Source organism: Pseudomonas sp. 3JA (assembly GCF_036961705.1).
Classification (GTDB): domain Bacteria; phylum Pseudomonadota; class Gammaproteobacteria; order Pseudomonadales; family Pseudomonadaceae; genus Aquipseudomonas; species Aquipseudomonas fluorescens_Q.
The window spans coordinates 25,647-51,538 of record NZ_JBAMDJ010000014.1 but is presented as its reverse complement, the minus strand read 5'-3'; the positions used below and the strand labels follow the sequence as shown (position 1 = coordinate 51,538).

General features: G+C 59.3%; 21 protein-coding genes and 1 other RNA gene. 11 read left to right on the top strand and 11 right to left on the bottom strand.

Features of this window, described 5'->3' with window-relative positions; genetic code table 11:
• Positions 1–2: 2 nt before the first annotated feature.
• Positions 3–3,095: an efflux RND transporter permease subunit gene (locus V7773_RS13280; RefSeq protein WP_336073771.1), complete on the top strand. Its 3,093-nt coding sequence runs from the start codon at positions 3–5 to the stop codon at positions 3,093–3,095.
• Here V7773_RS13280 and V7773_RS13275 read toward each other — a convergent pair.
• The 8 genes from V7773_RS13275 to V7773_RS13240 all read right to left on the bottom strand — a co-directional run bounded on the left by V7773_RS13275 (position 3,089) and on the right by V7773_RS13240 (position 12,537).
• A complete protein-coding gene (locus tag V7773_RS13275; protein ID WP_336073769.1) occupies positions 3,089–3,349 on the bottom strand; it encodes a hypothetical protein in 261 nt (86 codons plus the stop codon). The genes V7773_RS13280 and V7773_RS13275 overlap by 7 nt on opposite strands.
• A gap of 689 nt (positions 3,350–4,038) precedes the next feature.
• Positions 4,039–4,431, bottom strand: a transfer-messenger RNA (tmRNA) gene (gene ssrA, locus V7773_RS13270).
• Between the two features lie 98 nt (positions 4,432–4,529).
• Positions 4,530–4,811: a hypothetical protein gene (locus V7773_RS13265; RefSeq protein ID WP_336073767.1), complete on the bottom strand. Its 282-nt coding sequence runs from the start codon at positions 4,809–4,811 to the stop codon at positions 4,530–4,532.
• Positions 4,812–4,938: 127 nt separating this feature from the next.
• A complete protein-coding gene (locus V7773_RS13260) occupies positions 4,939–7,749 on the bottom strand; it encodes an FAD-binding and (Fe-S)-binding domain-containing protein (protein ID WP_336073766.1) in 2,811 nt (936 codons plus the stop codon).
• A complete protein-coding gene (locus tag V7773_RS13255) occupies positions 7,746–8,417 on the bottom strand; it encodes a LutC/YkgG family protein (protein WP_336073765.1) in 672 nt (223 codons plus the stop codon). Before V7773_RS13255 ends, V7773_RS13260 begins: the two co-directional genes overlap by 4 nt.
• Positions 8,414–9,871, bottom strand: a complete 1,458-nt coding sequence (locus V7773_RS13250) for a LutB/LldF family L-lactate oxidation iron-sulfur protein (RefSeq protein ID WP_336073764.1) — start codon at positions 9,869–9,871, stop codon at positions 8,414–8,416. The genes V7773_RS13255 and V7773_RS13250 overlap by 4 nt, the downstream gene beginning before the upstream one ends.
• Entirely contained in the window at positions 9,868–10,692 is an 825-nt protein-coding gene (locus tag V7773_RS13245) for a (Fe-S)-binding protein (RefSeq protein ID WP_336073762.1), read from the bottom strand. The genes V7773_RS13250 and V7773_RS13245 overlap by 4 nt, the downstream gene beginning before the upstream one ends.
• Before the next feature lie 150 nt (positions 10,693–10,842).
• Complete coding sequence (locus V7773_RS13240; protein WP_092347010.1) at positions 10,843–12,537, bottom strand: lactate permease LctP family transporter; 1,695 nt, start codon at positions 12,535–12,537, stop codon at positions 10,843–10,845.
• Positions 12,538–12,799: 262 nt separating this feature from the next.
• Between V7773_RS13240 and V7773_RS13235 the strand changes: the two genes are divergently transcribed.
• On the top strand, positions 12,800–13,567 hold the full coding sequence (locus V7773_RS13235) for an FCD domain-containing protein (protein WP_072411334.1): 768 nt from the start codon (positions 12,800–12,802) through the stop codon (positions 13,565–13,567).
• 147 nt (positions 13,568–13,714) lie between these two features.
• Here V7773_RS13235 and smpB read toward each other — a convergent pair whose 3' ends face one another.
• On the bottom strand, positions 13,715–14,197 hold the full coding sequence (gene smpB, locus V7773_RS13230; protein ID WP_042730880.1) for an SsrA-binding protein SmpB: 483 nt from the start codon (positions 14,195–14,197) through the stop codon (positions 13,715–13,717).
• A 118-nt stretch (positions 14,198–14,315) separates the two neighbouring features.
• On the opposite strand from smpB, the gene V7773_RS13225 reads away from it, so the two are divergent.
• The 3 genes from V7773_RS13225 to V7773_RS13215 are packed head-to-tail and all read left to right on the top strand — an operon-like array spanning position 14,316 to position 16,469.
• A complete protein-coding gene (locus V7773_RS13225) occupies positions 14,316–15,719 on the top strand; it encodes a sodium-dependent transporter (protein ID WP_336073759.1) in 1,404 nt (467 codons plus the stop codon).
• 7 nt (positions 15,720–15,726) lie between these two features.
• The gene (locus V7773_RS13220) at positions 15,727–16,170 is read left to right on the top strand and encodes a type II toxin-antitoxin system RatA family toxin (protein ID WP_024617726.1); all 444 of its coding nucleotides are present in this window, start codon (positions 15,727–15,729) and stop codon (positions 16,168–16,170) included.
• Positions 16,167–16,469, top strand: coding sequence for an RnfH family protein (locus tag V7773_RS13215; RefSeq protein WP_336073757.1), 303 nt, complete (start codon positions 16,167–16,169; stop codon positions 16,467–16,469). The genes V7773_RS13220 and V7773_RS13215 overlap by 4 nt, the downstream gene beginning before the upstream one ends.
• Positions 16,470–16,528: 59 nt before the next feature.
• On the opposite strand, the gene V7773_RS13210 is transcribed toward V7773_RS13215, so the two are convergent.
• Positions 16,529–17,056, bottom strand: coding sequence for an outer membrane protein assembly factor BamE (locus V7773_RS13210; RefSeq protein ID WP_072341055.1), 528 nt, complete (start codon positions 17,054–17,056; stop codon positions 16,529–16,531).
• A 97-nt stretch (positions 17,057–17,153) separates the two neighbouring features.
• Between V7773_RS13210 and fur the strand changes: the two genes are divergently transcribed.
• Positions 17,154–17,558, top strand: a complete 405-nt coding sequence (gene fur, locus V7773_RS13205) for a ferric iron uptake transcriptional regulator (protein ID WP_003197684.1) — start codon at positions 17,154–17,156, stop codon at positions 17,556–17,558.
• 77 nt (positions 17,559–17,635) lie between these two features.
• Here the strand turns inward: fur and recN are convergent, their stop codons facing one another.
• The gene (recN, locus tag V7773_RS13200) at positions 17,636–19,309 is read right to left on the bottom strand and encodes a DNA repair protein RecN (protein ID WP_336073748.1); all 1,674 of its coding nucleotides are present in this window, start codon (positions 19,307–19,309) and stop codon (positions 17,636–17,638) included.
• A gap of 241 nt (positions 19,310–19,550) precedes the next feature.
• Between recN and grpE the strand changes: the two genes are divergently transcribed.
• From grpE to carA, 5 genes are all read left to right on the top strand, one after another.
• Positions 19,551–20,117: a nucleotide exchange factor GrpE gene (gene grpE / locus V7773_RS13195; RefSeq protein WP_109753477.1), complete on the top strand. Its 567-nt coding sequence runs from the start codon at positions 19,551–19,553 to the stop codon at positions 20,115–20,117.
• A 101-nt stretch (positions 20,118–20,218) separates the two neighbouring features.
• Positions 20,219–22,135 (top strand): molecular chaperone DnaK, encoded by a 1,917-nt coding sequence (gene dnaK / locus V7773_RS13190; protein ID WP_014336568.1) that lies wholly within the window; start codon positions 20,219–20,221, stop codon positions 22,133–22,135.
• Between the two features lie 322 nt (positions 22,136–22,457).
• Positions 22,458–23,582: a molecular chaperone DnaJ gene (dnaJ, locus tag V7773_RS13185; protein WP_003197693.1), complete on the top strand. Its 1,125-nt coding sequence runs from the start codon at positions 22,458–22,460 to the stop codon at positions 23,580–23,582.
• 9 nt (positions 23,583–23,591) lie between these two features.
• On the top strand, positions 23,592–24,398 hold the full coding sequence (gene dapB, locus V7773_RS13180) for a 4-hydroxy-tetrahydrodipicolinate reductase (protein ID WP_092146118.1): 807 nt from the start codon (positions 23,592–23,594) through the stop codon (positions 24,396–24,398).
• A 255-nt stretch (positions 24,399–24,653) separates the two neighbouring features.
• The gene (gene carA, locus V7773_RS13175; RefSeq protein WP_003197697.1) at positions 24,654–25,790 is read left to right on the top strand and encodes a glutamine-hydrolyzing carbamoyl-phosphate synthase small subunit; all 1,137 of its coding nucleotides are present in this window, start codon (positions 24,654–24,656) and stop codon (positions 25,788–25,790) included.
• Positions 25,791–25,892 lie beyond the last annotated feature (102 nt).

Sequence of the window (25,892 nt, the reverse complement as noted above, 5' to 3'; positions counted from 1 at the left end):
CAATGAACTTTGCCACTTGGTCGATCCGTAACCCGATTCCCTCCATCCTGCTCTTCATCCTGCTTTCCCTGGCCGGAATCCTTGGCTTTCGTGCCTTGCCAATCGCCAACATGCCGGACATTGATCTGCCAACGGTCGTTATCTCTCTGACGCAGCCAGGTGCAGCGCCCGCCCAAATGGAGACCGAGGTCGCACGTAAGGTCGAGGATTCCCTGGCGACGTTGTCAGGCATCAAGCACATCAGCACATCCATCGTCGACGGATTGGTCATGATTAACGTTGAGTTCATCCTCGAGAAAAAACTCTCCGATGCCCTGATTGAAACCAAAGATGCGGTGGACAAAGTTCGTTCCGATTTGCCTACCGACCTGGAGCAACCCTCGATCAGTGCGGTGCGGGTGGGCGGTGATGAAGCGACCTTGCTATACGCCGTGGCCTCTACGCGAATGGACGAAGAGGCACTGTCCTGGTTTGTGGACGACACCCTTAATAAGACCATCCTGAGCGTGCCCGGTATCGGCAAGTTCGAACGGGTCGGCGGTGTCCAGCGCCAAGTGCTGGTAGAAGTGGACCCTGCGAGCCTCGCCGCTATGGGGGCAACAGCCGCCGATGTATCACGGGCCTTGAAAACGGTTGAGCAAGAGTCCTCCGGCGGGAAAGGCCAGGTGGGTGGTACTGAGCAGGCGGTGCGTACCATCGCGACAGTACGCACGGCTGCGGAATTGAACAGCCTGCCCGTGGTGCTCGACAATGGTCGCCGCATCAACCTGGACCAGGTAGCGGTGGTTAAGGATCGCTATGCGGACCGCACCCAGATCGCCACGCTCGATGGCAAACCCGTTGTCGGATTCAGGATATTCCGCGCCAAGGATTTTGACGAAACGCGCGTGGCAGCCGGGGTGGCCGAAGCGCTCGACAAGCTTCACGGCGCTGATCCAGGACTCAGCTTTACCAAGGTTTCTGGAACGGTGGACTACACGCATGAGCAGTACGAAGGATCGATGCACATGCTCTACGAGGGGGCTTTATTGGCCGTCCTGGTGGTTTGGTGGTTCCTGCGCGACTGGCGTGCAACGCTGATCTCTGCCTCTGCTTTACCCTTGTCTATCCTGCCTACGTTCCTGGTCATGAGTTGGCTTGGCTATTCGCTCAACACTCTGACCCTTCTGGCGTTGGCAGTCATTGTGGGTATTTTGGTGGACGACGCTATTGTCGAGATTGAGAACATCGAGCGCCACAGTCGTATGGGCAAACCGATCAAACAGGCAGCCGGTGACGCGGTGACTGAAATTGCCTTGGCGGTGATGGCGACCACCATGACCCTGGTGGTGGTGTTTTTGCCAACCGCCATGATGAGTGGCATACCCGGGCTGTTCTTCAAGCAGTTCGGCTGGACAGCGGTGGTGGCGGTGCTCTCGTCACTGCTTGTGGCCAGGGTGCTGACCCCAATGATGGCGGCCTACCTGCTCAAGACCCATAGCGGTCAAATGGAGTCCAAGGACGGTGTGCTGATGACACGCTACCTTGGCGCGGTGCGCTGGTGCCTCACCCATCGCCGCCTCACGTTGTTAGGTACGGTCCTCGTTTTCGCGGCTTCGATAGCGGTGGTGCCGCTGCTTGAGACAGGTCTGATGCCAGCCTCCGATAAGGGTTATAGCAACATCAATATTGAACTACCCCCTGGCAGTAATCTGGCTGCTACCCGAGTCACGACGGAGGCGGTGAGTCACGCAATCGGAAGGATTCCTGGCATCGAGCATGTAATGACTACCGTGGGGGGCGCTCAACCGGCGGGTCGCGGTCAGACACAAGCGGCAGAATTACGCAGGGCTGCTATGACGTTGGTGCTTTCCCCACGCGGCACGCGTCCAGCCCAGGCTGACATCGAGAACCAGATACGTGTCGCGCTGCTCGAGGTGCCGGGTGCCCGGTTCTCAATGGGCTCCGGCGGTCTGGGAGAGAAACTGTCGCTCATCCTCTCCAGTGACGACAAAGCAGCGCTGAAAACTACGGCGCAGGCGCTGGAGCGGCAACTGCGCGATGTACCAGGTCTTGCCAACATCACCTCCACGGCAAGCTTGGAGCGCCCCGAGATCATCGTGCGCCCCGACGCTCAGCAGGCAGCGGAACGTGGTGTGACTACATCAACCATTGGTGAAACGGTTCGCATTGCAACCAATGGGGACTTTGACGCAAAAATGGCCAAGCTCAATCTGGACAACCGTCAGGTGGCGATTCAGGTACGCATTCCAGATACCTCAAGACAAGATCTGGAAACGATAGCTAATCTTCGGGTTCGCGGCCGCGACGGCTTGGTCCCGTTGTCCAGTGTTGCCAGTCTTGCGGTAGAGAGTGGCCCTACGCAGATCGATCGTTATGACCGTCGCAGGTACGCCACGGTCACTGCTGACCTGGGCGGCATGCCGTTAGGACAGGCTCTGAACCTGGCTAAAGCTTTACCCGCGATCCAGGCAATGCCCACCAGCGTCAAGCTGATCGAAACCGGTGATGCGGAAATCATGGCTGAGCTGATGGGGGGATTCGGCATGGCCATTGTTATTGGGTTGTTCTGCGTGTACTGCGTCCTGGTGCTTCTATTCCGTGACTTCTTCCAGCCGCTGACCATCCTCTTCGCCATCCCGCTTTCGGTGGGTGGGGCCTTTGTCGCACTGCTCGTGACCCGAGGCATGCTAAGCCTGCCGTCCATGATAGGTCTTGTGATGTTGATGGGCATTGTGACCAAAAACTCTATCCTGCTAGTAGAGTACGCGGTGATGGGCATTCATCAGCAACGTCTGTCCGTTTTCGAAGCGTTGGTTAACGCATGTCACAAACGTGTCCGGCCTATTGTCATGACGACATTGGCGATGATCGCTGGCATGCTGCCAATTGCGCTGGGTCTGGGGGCTGATGCCAGCTTCCGTCAACCCATGGCCATCGCCGTTATTGGTGGATTGATTACCTCAACGGCTCTGAGCTTACTAGTGGTACCTGTAGCGTTCACCTATATAGATGACCTGGAACGCTTACTGAGTCGCTGGTTCTCTCCTAAAGGAGAGGAGGAAAATTGTATGCCTGGGCACAATAATCAATAGAAGTTGGGCTTGCCGATAAAGTCCAAGTCATCGCTAGTTACGAATCCGACATCCTCGCCTGTCATTTCGTCGATGAGGTATTGCCGGGTCCAAAGCGTAAGCGATTGCCCGCCAACGATCACAAGGCCGTAATCGGTGACAGCTGATTGAATTGAGGGACGGTAGACGCGCTGAATTGGATCGAGCAGGAAAGCGAAGAGCTCTGAACGTTCAAGCAGGGCGAACGGAGCGTCTTCGTTTACCGCTTCGGGCATCAGTTGCTAAGCGCAGAAAATCGTTGTGGGCGGGCGATTGGGCCAGAGTTACCACGAAGGACAGCTTTGGCACGGGCAGCAGCCATTTCAAGCATCTGAGGGTCAGCTGCATAGACAGCATCAACCTGACGGTCACGTGAGCTGCTTTTAAGGCTCATCATTTCCACAAAGCTAAGGTCTTTTGAATGCTGGTGGCCGCTGATCATGACGAAAGTACCCATCAGGGTGAAAATAGTCTTGTGCTTGAGGTCAGCACATTCGGTTGGCTCATGCAGGTGAAGGGCTGTGATTACAAGACGTTAGCCGACGAAATGTAATAGGCATCGTGCCGTCCAGGCGCACAGGGCCGGCAAAGCCGGCCCTGTGCGCCTGGACGGCATTTAACAAAGACAGAATCACGATCTTCAAAAGAATAATTATCTGTCAGGTTAAAATGTCAATGGTACGTGGGCGATCCAAGGAGCTGAGCTAGTCTCGGCTTCATTTTATTGCATAGAGCGATTGGCCCAGACTCGCAATTGGAGCTAGTCAAAATCGCTGAGGACGTAAGCCCTATTTTCTGGTTTGATGGTTTTGCGCTGACGGGGGACGCGGCTTGTTCGCCTACGGAGGCCGGTGGCACTGCCCCATAATTTCACCAGATTTCAGGCACAAAAAAAGACGTCCGTGGACGTCTTTAGATGATGAAATGGTGGAGCCGGGGGGATTTGAACCCCCGTCCGCCAGTACTCCGCTGTCGGTACTACATGCGTAGCCGTGTCTATTAAGTTAACCCTCAGCGACCCGACGGGCAGGGTGCTTTGGGCGAGTTGTGTAAGTTTTAGCCGCTTCGTCCACAACGTACTGCACGGCGATTCTGTTCTATATGACAATCACTTTGGGTTTACAGACATCCCCTAATGATTGCTGGACCCGAAGGTACCAGAAGGGAAGTGCTAAGGCTGCTTACGCAGCGATAGCGAAGTCCCCGTAGGTTTCGTCATTGGCAACTATAGAAGTTGCAACAGTGGATTTACGAGTTCTGTTACCAACTCGGCATGCACCTAAAGTTTCGCAACCGGCGTCGAATCCTAAACGGCCCCGAACCTGTCACTCCGTGAATCTGTGGGAGCGGCAGGCATGTGCAGAGTGTACGCCAATCTACCGGCAAGGCCAACCCGGAGGTTAGCCTGCCTATCGGTCATTTGTTGGTGCCGTCAGAAGTCTTTCTGATTTCCAGGATGGTTTGCTGGGTTTCAGCAACGCATTCGTCAAATTTGCCTTGCTCCTTGAGGGCCTGTGCTCTCTGTACGCTGGTTGTCACACGGGCATTGAGATCGGCCGATGACTGATACTGTGTCTTGGCGTTGTTGATGGTTTGGATATTGGTCTCGCACAGGCTGTTCGGCTTGTCTGCGGCGAACGAAGTGGAGGCCATCATCGAGGCAGTAACGAACAGACCTAGCAGTACAGAGCGTTTCATGTGTCTCTCCTTGAACTGAGGGCCCAGATATCGCTGGCCATCAGGACGGCTACCAGTTTTTGGAAGGTCCCGCGTTTGCGGGACTTGATCAGTGGACTGTGCCCGTGCGCCAGGGTTCTATTTTTCTTCAGGTCGCCCTGGCCTGGGTGACCCGATCGATCAGGTAGACCAGCCCGTGGTAATCGATTGCGCCGTGCTGCGTAAGACCAATCTCACACGTGCGGCTGGTGGAAATCCCTTCGCTGCAATGCTGTACCGCGTCCTTCAGTGAGCGCAGCGAGTGGGCGTTCAGCTCGGGTGTGGAGAAACCCTTGTCGCCGGCGAAACCGCAACAATGGATGCCTTCCGGGATGACCACGTTTTTACTGCACTTGCGCGCCAGGTCGATCAGCGCCTGGCTTTCGCCAAGGTGCTGGGTGCTGCACGTGACATGCACCGCGATGGGCGCCTCTTGGGGAGTGAAGTCGAGACGGTCCACCAGATGGGTGCGGATGAAGCGCACTGGGTCATACAGGTCCAGGCGCACCTCACCGAGGTCCTGGACCAGGCGCAACGTGCAGGGGCTGGTGTCGCAATAGATCGGATCGAGTCCGCCGCGGCTGGCGTGCAGCAGTGCGCCGATCAGTTCCTGGCGTTTGTGCTCGGCTTGTTCGGCGTAGCCTTTGGACGCGAAAGGTTGGCCGCAGCAAAGGCTGTCCACGTTGTCGGGAAAGACGACTTGGTAGCCGGCTTTTTCCAGCAGCCGTTGGGTCTTTTCATACAGCGACATCTGCTCTTTATCCTCGGCCGCCGGGCCCATGACCCGCGATACGCAAGCCGCCAGGTACACCACCCGCGGGCGTTCATCCGACACGGTAGGGCTGAAACGGATGGCCTTTTCCGGCTGGGGCATGGCGTTGGTCCACTGTGGGACCTGGCCTTTGGATAGCCGCGTCAACGAAGCCGACAGTTTCGCCAGGCGGGGGGCGCCTAGCAGCATCCGCGCACCATTGGCCACGTGCAGGGCGAAGCGTGCGCCTTGCAGCGTGGTGGCGAAATTTCCTTCAATCCAGTTAGCGGTTTTCGTCTTCGTAGCTTCACGGCTGCGCAGTTTTTTCACCAGCTCGCCGGTATTGATGCCTACCGGGCAACGTTGCGCGCACAGGCCCGTCGCGGCGCAGGTGTCGATGCCTTGATATTGATAGGCCTGTTCCAGTTCGGCGGTGTCCGTGCCGGCGCGTTTCTTCGCCTGGATGTCTCGCCAGATCACGATGCGCTGGCGCGGGCTCAAGGTCAGGTCCTTGGACGGACACACGGGTTCGCAGAAACCACACTCGATGCACTTGTCCACGATCTCATCGGCGGCCGGCAGCGGCTTGAGGTGCTTGAGGTGGATCTGCGGATCCTCGCTGAGCACCACGTCCGGGTTGAGGATGCCGTTGGGATCGAGCAGGCGTTTGAGCTGCCACATCAGTTGATAGGCATCGCTGCCCCATTCCAGCTCGACGAACGGCGCCATGTTGCGCCCGGTGCCGTGCTCTGCTTTCAGCGAGCCGCCGAATTCCACCGCCACCAACTGCGCCACGTCATCCATGAACGCCTGGTAGCGTGCGACTTCTTCAGGGTTGTTGAAGCCTTGGGTGAAGACGAAGTGCAGATTACCTTCCAGCGCGTGTCCGAAAAGGATCGCTTCGTCGTAGTGATGTTTGTCGAACAGCTCGATCAGGCGGTTTACGCCAATGGCGAGTTGTTCCACCGGAAAGGTCACGTCTTCGATGATCACCGTGGTTCCGGTTTTACGGACCGCGCCCACCGCTGGAAAGGTGTCTTTGCGGATGGCCCAGAGCCGGGCGTTTTCCCGTGGGTCTTCGGTGAAGTCGACCTGTTTTTCCACCGGGAAGCCGGCCAGCGAGGCCATGATCCTGGTCAGTTGTTCTTGCAGTAAAGACGAGGAAGCGGCGCGGGATTCGATGAGCAAGGCGCAGGCATTGATCGACAGATGCTGTACGAAATCCGGCATGCCCGGTTTGTCCTGCACCGAGCGCAGGCTGCGGCGGTCCAGCAGTTCCACGGCCGAGACTGGCTGGCTTTTCAGCACGGTGACGGCGTTGCAGCAGGTTTCCACGTCCGGGAATACGATCAGCGCCGAAGCTTTGTTCGGATGGTCGATAACGGTGTTGTAGGTCACCGCGCTGATGAAGCCGAGGGTGCCTTCGGAGCCGACCAGCAGGTGGCTCAAGATATCCACAGGCTCGTCGAAATCCACCAGGGCATTGAGTGACAGGCCGGTGGTATTTTTCAGACGATATTTATGTCGAATTCGCGCAGCCAGTTCAGTGTTGGCGCGGGTTTCGCGGCCCAGAGTCGCCAGGCGTTCCAGCAGCTCGCCATGGCTCGTACGAAAAGCCGCCACGCTGCTGTCGTCTTCGGTGTCCAGGTGCGTGCCATCGGCCAGCACCAGGCGGATGCCGGCCAGGGTGTGATAGGTGTTCTGCGCCGTGCCGCAGCACATGCCGCTGGCGTTGTTGGCGACGATGCCGCCGATTTTGCAGGCGTTGATCGACGCCGGATCTGGGCCGATCTTGCGTCCGAACGGGGCCAGCCAGGCGTTGGCCTGGGCGCCGATCACGCCGGGCTGCAAGCGAATCTGCGTGCCTTGCGCGCGGATCTCGCGACCGTTCCAGTTATCCCCCAGCACAATCAGCACCGAGTCGCTGATGGCTTGCCCGGACAGGCTGGTGCCGGCGGCGCGGAAGGTGACGGGCACCTGGTCGCGCTGGGCCAGTTTCAGCAAGGCAATCACTTCATCTTCGGATTCGACGCGTACCACTAGTTTCGGAATCAGCCGATAGAAACTGGCGTCAGTACCGAAGGCCAAAGTCGACAGCGGATCGTCGAAACGGCGCTTTTGCGGGATCAGTTGTTGAACGTCGTGTAGGAAAGAGGCCGGAAGGGTCATTGGTCCTCCAGAATCAAAACCACCAGATCCTTCGGACCATGGGCGCCGTAGGCCAGGACTTGCTCGATGTCGGCGGTTTTCGACGGGCCCGATACCAGCAGGGCGTTGGTGGGCATGCCTTGGGCCCACTCGAATTCCTGCTGCACTTCATAGAAGTTGTCACGGATCTCGCTGGCCTTGAGCAGGGCGAAATGCACCGGTGGCACCAGGCTCATCAGCCGCGGTTCTTCCCGGGTTGGCCAGAGAATCAGGCTGCCGGTGGCGGCGATGGCGCCAAGGGTGCCGGTGAGGCTGGCGGGAGTGTCGTTGAACAACTCGGCTTTCCATTCCTCTATGGGGCGATCGTAAGCCTTGAGGGTTGGCAGGTCCGGATTGTTCGCCCAGAGCTGTGTGATTTTTTGCCCGTGCGCGGTGGTCGGGGCGATGAGCAGACTCGGCAATTGACGGTCGCGCAGCAATTGCGCGAGCAGGGTCGGCCAGCCTTCGTCGGACGTCAGGTGGATTTCGGTGTGCACCGCTTCCATCAATTTGCGCAATTGCGGGATACGTTTCTCGGGCGCATAGCGGTAGGTTTGCGTCACCAGTTCGACATCGAAATTGTCGGCAACCGGCGTGGTGCCTGTCAGGCTTTTACGCAGCTTGGCGAGGATATTGTCCTTGGCGCTCATCGGCGGTCTCCCTGCTGGTTCAGGTGGTCGCGGGCCAGGTCATGCAATGAGCGGGCGGCGGGTTTGGGGGCGCTGTGGTTCTGGGTCCAGGGGCCGACGTTGTTGGGCACCAGGGCGCGCAGGCGCGTGGCGAGGAAGCCGAACAGCCGATACAACCGTGGCGAACTGTTGAGCCGAGCCCAGGCATTCCAGATGAAGCGTTCCTTGGACGAGTATTTGCTGCCCTGGCCGCGCATCACCTGATGGGGGCTGTCCGGCGCCTTGACGTTTTCTTCCCGCAACCGCCGCAGCAAAGCCGGGATCGGAATCTTCACCGGACACACTTCACCGCAGGCACCGCACAGCGAAGAGGCGCTCGGGTGGTCCGGCACCTTGGCCAGGCCGACCATGTGCGGCGTGATGATTTTTCCGATAGGTCCCGGGTACACCTCGCCGTAGGCATGACCGCCGATTCGGGTATAGACCGGGCAATGATTCATACAGGCGCCGCAGCGGATGCAGTTCAGCGTCTGGCGCAGTTCGCTGTCGGCAAACGCCTGGCTGCGACCATTGTCGAGCAGGATCAGGTGGACTTCCTGGGGGCCGTCCAGTTCCTCAGGCTTGCGCGGGCCGGAGATCATGTTGACGTAGGTGGTGATGGGCTGGCCGAGGGCCGAGCGGGTCAGCAGCGAGAGCAGCGGCACGACATCGCGCAGGTTCTCCACCACTTTTTCGATGCCGGTCACAGCGATGTGCACGGGAGGCACGGTGGTGGACATGCGTCCGTTGCCTTCGTTTTCCACCAGCAGCAGCGTGCCGGTTTCAGCGACGGCGAAGTTGACACCGGAGACGCCGATATCGGCCTCGAAGAATTTCTGCCGCAATACCTTGCGACCGATCTGAATGAGTTGGTCAACGTCCTTGGTGTACTCCACGCCGAGTTTGTCGTGGAACAAGGACGCGACCTGACCGGCATTCTTGTGGATCGCCGGCATAATGATGTGTGAAGGCTTCTCGTGGTCGAGCTGGACGATGTATTCCCCCATGTCGGATTCGAGACATTCAATGTCCCGAGCCTCGAGGAAATGGTTCATCTCCATCTCTTCGCTGACCATCGATTTGCCCTTGATCACTTGCCGCGCCTCGTGAGCGCGGATGATCGAGAGGACGATGCCATTGGCTTCGTCCACCGTCTCCGCCCAGTGCACGTTCACACCGTTGCGGGTCAGGTTGGTTTCAAGTTGCTCGAGCAGGTCCGGCAGCTTGGATAACGCGCGGGCGCGGACGGCATTGCCGAGCACTCGCAGGTGTTCTCTTTCGTGGGCATCGCTGAAAGACGTTGCCCGTTTGGTCATCAGTGAATCCATCGCGCTGCGAAAGTTGTTTCGCAGTTGCGTGTCGTCCAAAGCCTTGTGGGCCCGGGCGCGAAAATCTTCCTGCACCTCTACAGTCGGGATCAGCGTTGGCGTGCTCATGCAACACCTCCGCTACGCTGCCAGAGAAAGCTCGCCAGATGCTGGCCGCGTAACGCTTCCTGCTGTTTTTCCAGTGCGCCGTTGATGTTCATCAGGCAGCCACAATCGGCACTGATGACCTTGTGCGCGCCGGATTCCTTCAGCGCTCGGGTCTTGTCGGCCACCATCGCGCCGGAAATATCCGGCATGCGAACACTGAACGTCCCACCAAAGCCACAGCATTCACTTTCATGGCTGTGTTCAACTCGCTCCACATTGCGCAGCTGCGCCAACAACGCACGGCCATGCAGATGGGTGTTCATTTCACGCCGTGCCGAGCAGGACGTGTGCAGCGCGACTTTCACGGGTTCGCCGCTATCGTTCAACTGCACCTTGCAGACGAACAGCAGGAATTCAGCCAGTTCATAGGTCCGGGCCGCCAGGGCCTGAACCTGTTTGAGCGTGTCGGGCTCATCCTTGAACAGATCGGCGTAATGCTCGCGCAGCATGCCGGCGCAGGAGCCCGAGGGCACGACCACCGGATAATCTTCGGCAAACAGGGCCAACTGCGCCCGTGCCACCGTCCGCGCCTGCTCGGTGTAGCCCGAGGTGTAGGCCGGTTGGCCGCAGCAGCTTTGCCCTTGCGGGTAGTCCACCCGGATTCCTTCGCGCTCCAGCAGATGAATCGCATCCATCCCGGCTTCGGGATAGAACAGGTCGACCACGCAAGTGCCGAACAGGTAGATCCTTTGCGGTTTTTCGCTGGGGTACTGCCGAGGCTCGGGCAGTGGCGGGGCGACACGGGTCGCGTTCGGCACGGCGTTATAAAAAAGCTCGCTCATCAGGCGTGTCTCCGGGTGGTCCCGGTTATCCGTCCGCTGAGGCTGCTGAATATAGACAGGAAATCTTTCAGCAGCCTTGCAGACCCGGTGGTGAATAGCAGACGCCGAATCACGGTTCGGCGTCGGTTTTTTCAGTGTTGCGTGTAGGACTTAATGAACCAGCATGCCGGTAAACCAGTAGGCCTGGGCCAACGTGATCAGGCCGACAATCGTTGCAAAGAATAGGCTGTGTTTGAGGGTGAAACGGAACAGATCCGATTCCTTGCCCACCAGCCCGGTCGCCGCGCAGGCCACCGCGATCGATTGTGGCGAAATCATCTTGCCGGTCACGCCGCCGCTGGTATTGGCCGCCACGAGCAAGGTGTCGTTGACGCCGAGCTGGTGCGCGGTGGTGGCTTGCAGCGAGCTGAACAAGGCGTTGGACGACGTATCGGAACCGGTCAGGAACACGCCCAGCCAACCCAGGAACGGCGAGAAGAACGGGAACGCCGCGCCCGTGCCGGCCAGCACCAGGGCCATGGTCGACGACATGCCCGAGTAGTTGGTGACGAAGGCGAATGCCAGCACCATGCCGATGGACAGGATCGGCCAGCGCAGCTCGAAAAGTGTCTCTTTAAAAGTGGTAAGACCAGTTTTGATATTGATCTTCAGCACCAGCATCGAGATCAATGCGGAGAAGAAAATCGCCGTGCCGGTGGCGGAAATCGGATCAAGCTTGAACACGGCCGGAATGGCAGTGGGGTTGATCACGATGGGCGCGACCTTGATCACCATCTGGTCCAGGTGCGGGATGGCGAAGTTGAACACCCAGCCGTACATCGAACCGCCCGCAGCGAACATTGCCTTGAACGGCTTGAGGGTCCAGATCGTCACCAATACGGTCAGGATCAGGAACGGCGACCAGGCTTTGATGATTTCTCCCAGGCTGTAGGGCGAGACCACGGTGCTGCGCGGTTGGCCGAAACCGCCGACGCTGGCGGTGACCGTTGCGCTGGAGGTGGCGCCGGCAATCTGGGCGCCGGCGGTGCGCTTGGGCTGCCAGACTTTCAGGAACAGCGTCAGGGAAATCAGGCTGGCCAGGGCGGAGGTGATGTCCGGCAGTTCCGGGCCGATGAAGTTGGAGGTGAAGTACTGGGTGATGGCGAAGCTCAAGCCGGCCACCAGCGCTGCTGGCCAGGTTTCCCGCACGCCGCGCAGACCGTCCATCATGAACACCAGCCAGAACGGCACGAACAGCGACAGCAGGGGCAGTTGGCGACCGGTCATGGCGCCGATCTTGAAGGCGTCGATCCCGGTAACCTGACCGGCCACGATGATCGGAATGCCCAACGCGCCGAACGCGACCGGGGCGGTGTTAGCGATCAGGCACAGGCCTGCGGCATACAGGGGGTTGAAGCCCAGGCCGACCAGCAGGGCGGCAGTGATCGCCACCGGGGCACCGAAACCGGCGGCCCCTTCCAGGAACGCGCCGAAGCAAAAGCCGATCAGCAGCACTTGCAGGCGTTGGTCATCGGTAATCGACAGCACTGAGCTGCGAATCACCTCGAACTGGCCGCTCTTGACCGTCAGTTTGTAGAGGAATACGGCGGCGACGATGATCCAGGCGATGGGCCACAGACCGTAGGCAAAGCCATAGCCGGCGGCTGCGAAGGCCATGTCGGCGGGCATATTGAACGCGAAAATCGCCACGGCGATCGCCAGGGCCAGGGTAATGCTGCCGGCCACATGTCCCTTGAGGCGAAACACCGCCAGGGCCAGGAAGAAAAATACGATGGGAATGACGGCCGCGAGTGCGGACAAGCCGAGGCTGCCGAGCGGGCTGTAGAGCTGTTGCCAGGTTTGCATCATGGGTGGGCCCCTAATTGTTGTTGGTCAGGCACTGCCAGCGGATTTGGTTAATTGGTAATACCAATTTACAATCGCTGTTGGCCAGGGTAAAAGCCTTGGTTGTCGTGTGTCAATTTGCCGCCCTGAAACTTTCGTCGAATAAGCGGTGCAGATGGCATCTGATCCGTTGGTAGAAGCGGCTTTTACTGGGTGTGGATAAAGCCCGGATGGGCCAGAATAGAGGGCCCGGCGAGCGGTCGGGATCGTGGAGAATTGAGTTATGGGGTTTGATCAGATTCGTCAGCGCCGTTTGTCTGACGATATTGTCGAGCGGCTTGAAGGCATGATCCTTGAGGGCACGCTCAAGTCCGGTGAGCGGCTGCCGGCCGAACGGACCCTGGCTGAGCAGTTCGGTGTGTCACGCCCTTCGTTGCGCGAGGCGATCCAGAAGCTAGCGGCCAAAGGCTTGTTGGTCAGTCGCCAGGGCGGCGGCAACTATGTGGTGGAGTCGCTGGGCTCGACGTTCAGTGATCCGCTGCTGCAGCTTTTGGAAAGCAATCCCGAAGCGCAGCGTGACTTGCTGGAGTTCCGTCACACCCTGGAAGCGTCCTGTGCTTATTACGCGGCGCAGCGGGCCACGGATGTGGATCGCGAGCGGCTGACGGCGGCATTCGACGAGTTGCAGGATTGTTACTCGCGCCACGACGAGGTCAGCCGGGCGGAGGAGGGCGCGGCGGATGCCCGGTTTCACCTGGCGATCGCCGAGGCCAGTCATAACGCGGTGTTGCTGCACACGATTCGCGGCTTGTTCGACCTGCTCAAGCGCAACGTGGTGACCAACATCGGCGGCATGTACAAGCAGCGCAGTGAAACCCGCGACATGCTGATCAGCCAGCACCGGGAGTTGTACCAGGCCATCATGGACGGGCACGCCGAACAGGCGCGGGAAGTGTCCAGCCGGCATATCTTGTATGTGCAGGAAGTTTTGGAAGAGGTGCGTCAGGAAGTGCAGCGGGTGGCGCGGGCGGAGCGGCGCAAGGGGATGTAGGTCGCGAGTTCGGTGGCGATTGGGCTTCTGTATTCGCGAGCAAGCCCGCTCCCACACGGGCTCACTGTTGTACACATATTCTGTGTTCGCAAAAGATCCTATGTGGGAGCGAGCTTGCTCGCGATAGCGGTCTCAAGGACGAAAGACTCAGTCTTCCTTGCCCTTGTTGCGCACCGCACGCTGCAGCTCGCGGCCGGCATCACGTTCACGCTCGGTATCGCGCTTGTCGTATTCCTTCTTGCCCTTGCCCAGGGCAATTTCGCACTTGATCAAGTGCTTGCTCCAGTACAACGACGTGCAGACGCAGGTGTAACCCTTCTGTTGCACCGAGGCGAAAAGTTTTTCCAGCTCGCGTTTGTTGAGCAGCAATTTGCGCGAGCGCACCGGGTCGGCAATCACGTGGGTGCTGGCGGTGGTCAGCGGCGTGATATGACTGCCCAGCAGCCAGGCTTCGCCGTCCTTGAGCAGCACATAGCTGTCGACCAGTTGCGCCTTGCCGGCACGCAAGCTCTTTACTTCCCAGCCGGCCAGGACCATGCCAGCCTCGAAACGTTGTTCGATGAAGTAATCGTGTCGCGCCTTTTTATTTTGCGCGATGGTCCCTGTGGGGTGTTTCTTCTGTTTAGCCATAGGGGCGGCATTATAGGCAGTTGCGCGCGTGTCGGCTACGGTGAAGCAGCGTGCTTGAGCACGTTGAGTGAATCCCGGACAATGCGGCCTCTTTTTTGAACGCTTGGGCGTGATCACGATGTCGACAGACAAGGTTTCTGTCCACGGCAGTTGGGCTAGCCGCTGGGTCTTCATACTCGCGGCGACTGGTTCTGCCGTGGGGCTGGGTAGTATCTGGAAGTTTCCGTACATGGTCGGCGTCTACGGTGGCGGCGCCTTCGTATTGATGTTCCTGGCGTGCATCGCGCTGATCGGCGCACCGGTGATGCTGGCCGAAACCCTGATCGGGCGTCGGGCCCGGCAAAGCCCGGCCAATGCCCTGAAGGTACTGGCGGTAGAGGCCGGCCATTCGACCAAGTGGTCGTGGGGTGCCTTCGCCGGGATGATCACGGCGCTGTTGATCCTGTCTTTCTATAGTGTGGTCGGTGGCTGGTCCCTGGACTACATCATCGACATGGGGCGCGGGGATTTCCAAGGGGCCACGCCTGATCAGGTAGGTGCCTACTTCGGCGATGTAATTGCCGATCCCTGGAGGCTGACCCTCTGGCACACGATTTTCATGGTGCTCTCGGCGGTGGTAATTGCCCGGGGCGTGGTGGCCGGGCTTGAGCGCAGCCTGCGGATCATGATGCCGTTGCTGTTCGTGATGATCCTGGTGCTGCTGGGCTACAGCATGACCACCGGGCATTTCATGGAAGGCGTGCATTTCATGTTCGACTTCCAGCCGGAGAAAGTCCTGGACGGCCTGCTGCCGGCCATGGGGCATGCGTTTTTCTCCCTGAGCGTCGGGGTCGGTTCGATCATGATCTATGGCGCCTACATGCCCAAGAATGCCTCCCTGACCCGAACTGTGGTCGGCGTCGCACTGCTGGACACCTTCGTGTCGCTGCTGGCGGGCGTGGCATTGTTTCCGATTGTCTTCGCTGCCGGCCTGAATCCGAGCGAGGGGCCAGGGTTGATGTTCGTCAGCCTGCCCTTTGCCTTTGGCAGCATGGCGTTCGGCCAGGTGATGGGCGTGGTGTTTTTTCTCCTGGTGGCCATCGCGGCCTGGAGTTCGGCCATCTCCCTGCTGGAACCCATGGTGGCTTACCTGGTTGAACGGACCCGGCTCAGTCGTGCCTGGGTAACCTTCTGGCTGGCCTTCACCTGTTGGTTTGTCGGCCTGGGCACGGTGTTTTCCTTCAATATATGGAAGCAGGCGAAGTTTTTCGTGAACGAAGACGGGCTGTTCCATCTCTACCAGTGGGGCGCCACCGGAGGGCTGGATTTCTTCGGCGTGATTGATTTCTTCACCTCACGGATCATGCTGCCATTGGGTGGTTTGTGTTTCGTAGTGTTTGCAGGATGGATCATGGGGCGTGAAGCAGTGCGTGATGAGCTGTCGCTGCGTAGCCCGGTATTGTTCGGCTTGAGCCTGTTCTTGATGCGCTATGTGGCGCCCATCGGCATTCTTGTAGTGTTTGCCGCCCAGCTGTGGAAGTGACGCTTACATGACGACACATATTCAACGCTCGGCCTTGCTGCCCTACCCGGCGCAGGCGCTGTATGACCTGGTCAACGATGTGGCGAGCTACCCGGAGTTCTTGCCGTGGTGCTCGTCGGCCGAGGTGCTGGAAAGCTCTGAAACCCATATGCGCGCCAGCCTCAACATTGCCAAGAGCGGCTTGAGCCAGCGCTTCGTCACGCGCAATACGCTGGTGCCGGGACAGTCCATCGAGATGAATCTGGAGGAAGGGCCTTTCAATCAGCTCCACGGTGTCTGGGTGTTCAAGCCGCTGGGTGAAAAGGCCTGCAAGATCAGCCTGGACCTGTCGTTCGACTACGCCGGCCCTCTGGTGCGGGCGACGCTGGGGCCGCTGTTCAATCAGGCCGCCAATACCCTGGTCGATGCGTTCTGCCAGCGGGCCAAGCAGAATGCAGAGCTCAAGCGTTGATTGAGATAGAAGTGGTGTATGCCTCGGCGGAGCGTCAGGTCTTGCGCACCTGCATGGTGCAGGAGGGCGCGAGTGTTCGCGCCGCACTGGCGGCATCGGGTATAGGCGATGTGTTTCCGGAGCTGGATCTGACGACTTGCCCGGTGGGGATTTTTGGCAAGCTGGTTGCCGATCCAGAGCATCAGGTGGTGCAGGCGGCCGATCGACTGGAGATTTATCGCCCGTTGTTGGCCGATCCGAAGGAAATTCGGCGCCTGCGCGCGGCCAAGGCTGCCCAGGCACGCCAATCGGAGCAATAACCTGGCTTGAATGACAGGCAATAAAAAACCCGGCATGCCGGGTTTTTTTATGCCGCCATTTATTGTGGCGATGTATCCAGGGGCTCTGGCGTCGGGACTGGTACGGTCTCGACTTTGTCCACATCCTTCTGGATCTGGTCCAGCAACGAACCTGGCTTGGCCGGTTTTTCCGGTTTTGGCTGTTCGGCTTTCTGGGTCGGGTCGGTAACGGTGTTGTCGCTGTCCTTGCCCAAGATGGCTTCGTCACGGCTCACGCCAGGCATGAAATCGCCTGACAGGCTGACGAGTTGGTCGTTGGGGCTGAAGATAACGCTGATGCGTTCCTGCTGGCGCTCACCGCCGCCTGGCTGCAAGCTGTATAGGTAATCCCAGCGATCGGCATGGAACGTGTCGGTCAGCAGGGGGTTGCCCATGATAAACCGTACTTGCCGGCGGGTCATTCCCGGGCGCAACTGGTCTATCATGTCCTGCGTGACGACATTGCCCTGCTGGATGTCGATTTTGTAAACCCCGGGGAATGAACAACCGGCGAGTGCGAGCAGTCCCACAAAGGTGAAACTGGTTAGCAAGAGCTTGGTGTTTTGCATCGGTGGGCGACTTCCACTATCTTGGCTGGGACAACGTAAACGCCGATCATACCCGCATTAAGAGAAGCTGCGAAGCAGCATCGCGAGAAAGCTGACCATGGTTGAAAATAGCGAACTACGCAAAGCCGGCCTCAAAGTGACCCTGCCACGGGTCAAGATTCTACAAATGCTCGATTCCGCCGAGCAACGCCACATGAGTGCTGAAGATGTCTATAAGGCGCTTATGGAGGCTGGTGAGGACGTCGGTCTGGCCACGGTTTACCGTGTTCTGACCCAGTTCGAGGCAGCTGGCTTGGTGGTGCGGCACAACTTCGACGGAGGCCATGCGGTCTTCGAGCTGGACGACGGCAAGCATCACGACCATATGGTCAACGTCGAGACCAGTGAAGTGATCGAATTCTTCGACGAAGAAATCGAGCGGCTGCAGAAAGCAATCGTCGACAAGTATGGCTTCGAGATGGTTGATCACAATCTTGTGCTGTACGTACGCAAGAAAAAGTAAGCATGTCGCGCGGACTATTACGGTTCGCGAAACGAACGAAGGCGACCCCCGGGTCGCCTTCGTGCTTTCTGCCGTTCTCAGATTTTCGCGGTAACGACCATTTTTTTCGCGTGGGCCAGGGATTCCTTGGTGAGGTCGATTCCCCCGAGCATTCGCGCCACTTCTTCTACGCGCTCGTTTTTGTTGAGCTTGGACACGGCGGTGCGAGTGGCATCCTCGCCGCGTACCTTATGCACAAATAGATGCTGGTGTCCCTGAGCGGCGACCTGGGGCAGGTGAGTCACCGTCAGTACCTGGCCGCGTTCCCCCAGTCGGCGCAGCAACTGGCCGACAATTTCCGCGGTTGGGCCACCGATGCCCACGTCCACTTCGTCGAATACCAGCGTCGGCACGCGAGAAGTCTGCGCGGTGATGACCTGGATGGCCAGGCTGATTCGTGACAGTTCGCCGCCGGATGCGACTTTGGCCAGGGCCTTGAGCGGTTGCCCGGGGTTGGCGCTGACCAGCAGTTCCACTTGCTCCAGCCCGTTGGGCTGGAGCTCGTCCCCAGCGTTGGGGCGCAATTCGATGGTGAAGCGCCCGCCGGGCATGCCCAGGCGCTGGATTTCCTGCTCCACGGCGCTGGCCAGCCCTGTTGCGGCGTGCTGCCGCAGTTCACTGAGCTCCTTGGCCTTTTCCTGATAATGACGGGCATAAGAAGCCAGTTCGTCCCCCAGGCGCTCGATGGATTCATCGTTGGCGTTCAGGGTTTCCAGTTCTTCCAGCAGCCGCTGCTGGAGTTCGGCAACGTCGGCCGGCTGGATGCGGTGCTTGCGCGCCAGTGTATAGATGGTGTCCAGGCGCTCTTCCAGGTACTGCAGGCGGGCCGGGTCGGTATCGAAATGATCGAGGAACCGATTCAGCTCCCCGACGGCTTCTTCGACCTGGATCTGCGCGCTCGTCAGCAGGTTCGTCGCTTCGTTCAGGGCGCCCACCGAATTGTTCACACTGGAGAGTCGGTTCAAGCTCGTTGTCAGCGCATTGAGCACATTGCCCGAATCGCTCTCGCTGCATTGTTCGACCACTTGCCGGCAAATGCCCAGCAGGGTTTCGGCGTTGGTCAGGTTCTTGTGTTCCTGCTCCAGCTCTGCCAGTTCATTTTCACCCAGGGCCAGGTTCTCCAGCTCTTCGAGCTGATAGCTCAACAATTGGTGACGGGCGCGCTGTTCGTCGCCGGAGTTGGAGAGTCGATCCAGTTCCTGCCGGGTTTGGCGCCAGCGTTGGGCCGCCAGTTGGACTTGCCGGGCCAGGTCGGTGGCGCCGGCGTATTCATCCAGCAAGCGGCGATGGGTGTCGGTCTTGAGCAGGGATTGGTGTTCATGCTGGCTGTGAATGTCGATCAGCAGCTCGCCGAGGGCCTTGAGGTCGCCCAAGGGGCAGGGCGCGCCGTTGATGTAGCCGCGGGAGCGCCCTTCAGCGGTGATGACCCGGCGCAGGATGCACAGGCCGTCGGTGTCCAGGTCGCGTTCGGCCAGCCAGGCGCTGGCCTCGGGGATGTCGACCAGGTCGAACGTCGCCAGGATGTCGGCCTTGTCCGCTCCGGGGCGCACTACGCCACTGTCGGCGCGGTCGCCCAGCGTCAGGCCCAGGGCATCGAGCATGATCGACTTGCCTGCGCCGGTTTCACCGGTGATCACACTCATGCCTCGATCAAGTTCGAGGTCGAGGTGTTCGACGATGGCATAGTTGTGTACGGACAGGTGCACCAGCATAAGGCCGCTCCCAGGCTTTAGGTCTGGTTATTTATACAGTGTTTTGTTTCGGCCTGACAATGCCCGCGCTTAGCTCGATTTGCTTGGGAAAGTGATTTTCTTAGCGCTGTGAGGAATGATTATGCAGCTGCTTTTTGTAAGGTTAATTCGTCGGGCGGCCCTTGAAGCTGGAAAACCCGGCCCCATATACCGGGGCAGAAGCGCGAGTCGAGCTCGCGGACGAAGTTGAGAGGAGAAATCTATGGCTGACGAACAGACGCAGGACACGCAAAATCTAGACGCCAATCAGGCTTCCCAGGATTCCGGTGAAGACCTGGCGGCACGTGTACAAGTGCTCGAGGAGCAACTGGCCGGTGCGCAGGATCAGGCGTTGCGTGTAGCCGCCGACCTGCAGAATGTCCGCCGTCGCGCCGAGCAGGATGTAGAAAAGGCTCATAAATTCGCCCTGGAGCGTTTTGCTGGCGACCTGCTGCCGATCATCGACAGCCTGGAGCGCGGCCTGGAGCTGTCCAATCCGGACGACGAGAACATCCGTCCGATGCGCGAAGGCATCGAGCTGACCCTGAAGATGTTCCAGGACACCCTCAAGCGTTATCAGCTCGAAGCCCTTGATCCCCATGGCGAACCCTTCAACGCCGAGCACCACCAGGCCATGGCGATGCAGGAAAGTGCCGACGTCGAGCCAAACAGTGTGCTGAAGGTTTTCCAGAAGGGCTATCTGCTCAATGGGCGCCTGCTGCGTCCGGCCATGGTCGTGGTCAGCAAGACGCCAGCGCCGGTTTCGCCTTCTATTGATGAGCAGGCTTGAAATCGGTCGTAGCGGCCCCATCTATATGTCAAGCGTTTAAGTGCTACCGCAGTTAGCCACCACTGCTGCGGCAACAAAATCCAAGTTCCGGGAGAGTTAACATGGGCAAGATTATCGGTATCGACCTGGGGACCACCAACTCGTGCGTCTCCGTGCTGGAAAACGGCAAGGCCAAAGTCATCGAAAACGCTGAAGGCGCGCGTACTACGCCGTCGATCATCGCTTACGCCAATGATGGCGAGATTCTGGTTGGCCAATCGGCCAAGCGTCAGGCAGTGACCAATCCGCATAACACCCTGTACGCGGTGAAGCGTCTGATCGGTCGCAAGTTCGACGAAGAAGTCGTCCAGAAAGACATCAAGATGGTGCCTTACAAAATCGCCAAGGCTGACAATGGCGACGCCTGGGTTGAAGTGAACGGCCAGAAAATGGCGCCGCCACAGATCTCGGCTGAAATCCTCAAGAAAATGAAGAAAACCGCCGAAGATTACCTCGGCGAAGCGGTGACTGAGGCGGTCATTACTGTGCCTGCCTATTTCAACGACAGCCAGCGCCAGGCGACCAAAGACGCCGGCCGCATCGCGGGCCTGGACGTAAAACGTATCATCAACGAACCGACTGCGGCCGCTCTGGCCTACGGTATGGACAAGGCCAAGGGCGATCACACCGTGATCGTTTACGACCTGGGTGGCGGTACCTTCGACGTTTCCGTGATCGAGATCGCTGAAGTCGACGGCGAGCACCAGTTCGAAGTATTGGCAACCAACGGTGACACGTTCCTCGGTGGTGAAGACTTCGACATCCGCCTGATCGACTACCTCGTCGACGAGTTCAAGAAAGAAAGCGGCATGAACCTCAAGGGTGACCCGCTGGCCATGCAGCGCCTGAAAGAAGCCGCTGAAAAAGCCAAGATCGAACTGTCCTCTAGCCAGTCGACCGACGTGAACCTGCCGTACATCACCGCAGACGCCACCGGTCCTAAGCACCTGAACGTAAAAATCTCCCGCGCCAAGCTCGAAGCGCTGGTGGAAGACCTGGTTCAGCGCACCATCGAACCTTGCCGCATCGCGATGAAAGACGCCGGTATCGACGTTGGTTCAATCAACGACGTGATCCTGGTTGGCGGTCAGACCCGTATGCCACTGGTTCAGAAGTTGGTGACCGACTTCTTCGGTAAAGAAGCACGTAAAGACGTCAACCCTGACGAAGCTGTTGCCATGGGTGCTGCTATCCAGGGCGCGGTATTGGCTGGTGACGTGAAAGACGTTCTGCTGCTCGACGTCAGCCCGCTGACTCTGGGTATCGAAACCATGGGCGGCGTAATGACCGCGCTGATCGAGAAAAACACCACGATTCCTACCAAGAAATCCCAGGTGTTCTCGACTGCCGACGACAACCAGGGCGCAGTGACCATTCACGTGCTGCAAGGTGAGCGTAAGCAAGCCGCGCAGAACAAGTCCCTGGGCAAGTTCGACCTGGCCGAGATTCCACCAGCACCACGTGGCGTGCCACAAATCGAAGTGACCTTCGACATCGACGCCAACGGCATCCTGCACGTCGGCGCGAAAGACAAGGCTACTGGCAAGACTCAGTCGATCGTGATCAAGGCCAACTCCGGCCTGTCCGAGGAAGAAATTCAGCAGATGGTTCGCGATGCTGAAGTCAACGCCGAGGAAGACCGCAAGTTCGAAGAGCTGGCCAGCGCTCGTAACCAGGGCGATGCCCTGGTGCACTCGACTCGCAAAATGATCGCTGATGCTGGCGAAAAAGTGACCGCGGAAGAGAAAACCGCCATCGAAGCGGCCGTGGTTGCCCTGGAAGCTGCCGTCAAAGGCGACGACAAGGCCGCCATCGAAGCGAAGATCGAAGAGCTGTCCAAGGTCTCTGCGCCAGTGGCTCAGAAAATGTACGCCGAACAGGCTCAGCCTGCAGAAGGCGCGGCTGCCCAGGGCGAATCGGCCGAGAAAGCCGACGACGTCGTTGACGCCGAGTTCGAAGAAGTGAAAGACCACAAGTAATCGCTTGTTGGTCGGCCGGTTGACTGCATTTGTGCGGTGGCTGGTAGGATGTCGCCGCGCGGGAGCTTGCTCCCGCGTTGGCGTGTCTGGAGTCAATGAATTTTTACAGCATGCGACAACGCTCGGATGCTGGCGGTGTGATCGGGAATGCTCCTGCTTTCCGAGCGGCGGACACTGCGTTTTGGCCGGGGCCCTGGCTGAAAAACTTAAGACCAGGATCGTTGAATCGACGTGAGTTGGGTCCGGGCCTGTATGGGGGCTCAACGAGTTTGGCAAGGTTCAGGAGAGGTTTGCCGGACGTCCTATAAGAGTGCAAAGACTAATGGCAAAGCGTGACTTTTACGAAGTATTGGGTGTCGAGCGGGGGGCCAGCGAGGCGGACCTGAAAAAGGCCTATCGTCGCCTGGCGATGAAGCACCACCCGGACCGTAATCCCGGCGACAAAGCGTCGGAAGAGATGTTCAAGGAGGCCAACGAGGCCTACGAAGTGCTGTCCGATTCGAGCAAGCGCGCGGCTTACGATCAGTACGGTCATGCCGGCGTCGACCCAAGCATGGGTGGCGGCGGTGCCGGTTTCGGCGGTCAGAACTTTTCCGATATTTTCGGTGATGTGTTCAGCGATTTCTTCGGTGGCGGTCGCGGCGGTGCCCGTGGCGGCGCTCAGCGTGGCAGCGATTTGCGCTACACGTTGGAGTTGAACCTGGAAGAAGCGGTGCGCGGTACTACCGTCAATATCCGTGTTCCAACGCTGGTCAATTGCAAGCCATGCGATGGCTCGGGCGCCAAGAAGGGCTCCTCGCCCGTTACGTGCCCGACCTGTGGCGGTATCGGCCAGGTTCGCATGCAGCAGGGCTTCTTCTCGGTGCAGCAGACCTGCCCGCGTTGCCATGGCCAAGGCAAGATCATTTCCGATCCGTGCGACTCCTGCCACGGTGAAGGGCGTGTCGAAGAGTACAAGACACTGTCGGTCAAAGTCCCGGCCGGTGTCGACACCGGTGACCGCATTCGCCTGTCCGGCGAAGGCGAGGCGGGTGCCCAGGGCGGCCCGACAGGTGATCTGTATGTGGTCATCAACGTGCGCGAGCATGCGATTTTCCAGCGCGACGGCAAGCACCTGTTCTGCGAAGTGCCGATCAGCTTCGTCGATGCGGCCTTGGGTGGTGAGCTTGAGATCCCGACCCTCGACGGTCGCGTCAAGCTGAAAATCCCCGAGGGCACGCAGACCGGCAAGCAGTTCCGGATCCGCGGCAAAGGCGTCGCGCCAGTGCGTGGCGGTGGTGCGGGCGACCTGATGTGCCGCGTTGCGGTGGAGACTCCGGTCAACCTGGGGCGGCGTCAGCGTGAGCTGTTGGAAGAATTCCGCAACTCGCTGGCGGATGACAACAGTCACTCCCCGAAAACCACTGGTTGGTTCGAAGGTGTAAAACGCTTCTTCGGCGACCTGTAAGGAGTTCGCATGCGACGTATAGCTGTGATGGGCGCTGCGGGGCGCATGGGCAAGGCGCTGGTCGAGGCGGTGCAGCAGCGCTCGCCGCTTTCCGGCCTGACGGCGGCCATCGTTCGGCCCGACAGCACGCTGGTAGGTGCCGATGCGGGCGAGTTGGCCTCACTGGGGCGTATCGGTGTGCCGATGTCCGGCGGCCTGGAGAAAGTGCTCGACGAGTTCGATGTACTGATTGATTTCACCTTGCCAGAAGTGATGCTGAAAAACCTCGCGATCTGCCGCAAGCATGGCAAGGCCATGGTGATCGGTACGACGGGGCTGGATGCTGCGCAAAAGCAATTGCTGGCCGAAGCGGGCAAGGACATTCCGATCGTGTTTGCCGCGAACTTCAGTGTGGGCGTGAACCTGTCGCTGAAGCTGCTGGACATGGCGGCCCGGGTCTTGGGTGACGATGCGGATATCGAAATCATCGAGGCGCATCACCGGCACAAGATCGACGCGCCTTCGGGAACGGCCTTGCGCATGGGTGAGGTGATTGCCGATGCGTTGGGTCGTGATCTGCAGGAAGTAGCAGTGTATGGGCGTCAGGGGCACACCGGTGCTCGTGAGCGCAGCACCATCGGTTTCGCCACTGTGCGCGGCGGTGATGTGGTGGGCGACCACACCGTGCTGTTCGCCACTGAAGGCGAGCGCCTGGAGATCACCCACAAGGCATCGAGCCGGATGACTTTCGCCAAGGGTGCCGTTCGCGCGGCGCTGTGGCTGGATGGCCGCGAGCCTGGTTTGTACGACATGCAGGACGTTCTCGACCTGCGTTGATGCCGCTAGGTGCGGGGTTCAGGTTATACTGAGCCCCGTTTTACACCGCTTCGCGACGGCCTGTCGCATTCCCCTGCCTTCAAGGCTCATTAGCGGTGGACCAAAAAAGCCTTTTTCTGTAAGCTACAGCTTTAGTGTGTCCACTAAAAGCGCGCAGAATAATTCAGTGAACAAGCGGGGTGACGTGTCCATACGTCACTCCGCTTTTTTACAACCTGCGATCGCCCTTTCAGGCTTTATTTACGGGAGGTCTTCTTGACTAAGCCAGCCATACTCGCCCTTGCTGATGGCAGCATTTTTCGCGGCGAAGCCATTGGAGCCGACGGTCAGACCGTTGGTGAGGTGGTGTTTAACACCGCAATGACCGGCTATCAGGAAATTCTTACCGATCCTTCCTACGCCCAACAAATCGTTACCCTGACTTACCCGCACATCGGCAACACCGGCACTACGCCGGAAGACGCCGAGTCTGATCGTGTCTGGTCCGCCGGCCTGGTCATCCGTGACTTGCCGCTGGTAGCGAGCAACTGGCGTAACACGATGTCCCTGTCCGATTACCTGAAAGCCAACAACGTCGTGGCGATCGCCGGTATCGACACCCGTCGCCTGACCCGCATCCTTCGGGAAAAAGGCGCGCAAAACGGCTGCATCATGGCTGGCGACAACATTTCCGAAGAAGCCGCCATCGCCGCTGCCCAGGGCTTCCCTGGCCTCAAGGGCATGGACCTGGCGAAAGTCGTCAGCACCAAGAAACAGTACGAATGGCGCTCCACGGTCTGGGACCTGAAGACCGACAGTCACGCGACGATCGAGGCTTCCGAGCTGCCTTACCACGTCGTGGCCTACGACTACGGCGTCAAGCTGAACATCCTGCGCATGCTGGTCGAGCGTGGTTGCCGCGTCACCGTGGTGCCGGCCCAAACCCCGGCCGCCGACGTCCTGGCCCTCAAGCCCGACGGTGTGTTCCTGTCCAACGGTCCGGGTGACCCGGAGCCTTGCGACTATGCGATCCAGGCGATCAAGGACGTGCTGGAAACCGAGATCCCGGTATTCGGTATCTGCCTCGGCCACCAACTGCTGGCTCTGGCTTCGGGCGCCAAGACCTTGAAGATGGGCCACGGCCACCACGGTGCCAACCACCCCGTGCAGGACCTGGATACTGGCGTGGTGATGATCACCAGCCAGAACCACGGTTTCGCGGTGGACGAAGCCACTCTGCCGGCCAATGTGCGCGCGATTCACAAGTCGCTGTTCGACGGCACGCTGCAAGGTATCGAGCGTACCGACAAGAGCGCGTTCAGCTTCCAGGGCCACCCTGAAGCGAGCCCGGGCCCGAACGATGTGGCCCCGCTGTTCGATCGCTTCATCAACGAGATGGCCAAGCGACGCTGACCGCGAGAAGCCCGAGGGCGGCCCCGAGCGCGGCGGCCCCTTCGGGCGCTTCAAAGATTGTTCGACGGCCTAGCCGACTGACCTGCGGATTTGAGTGACAAA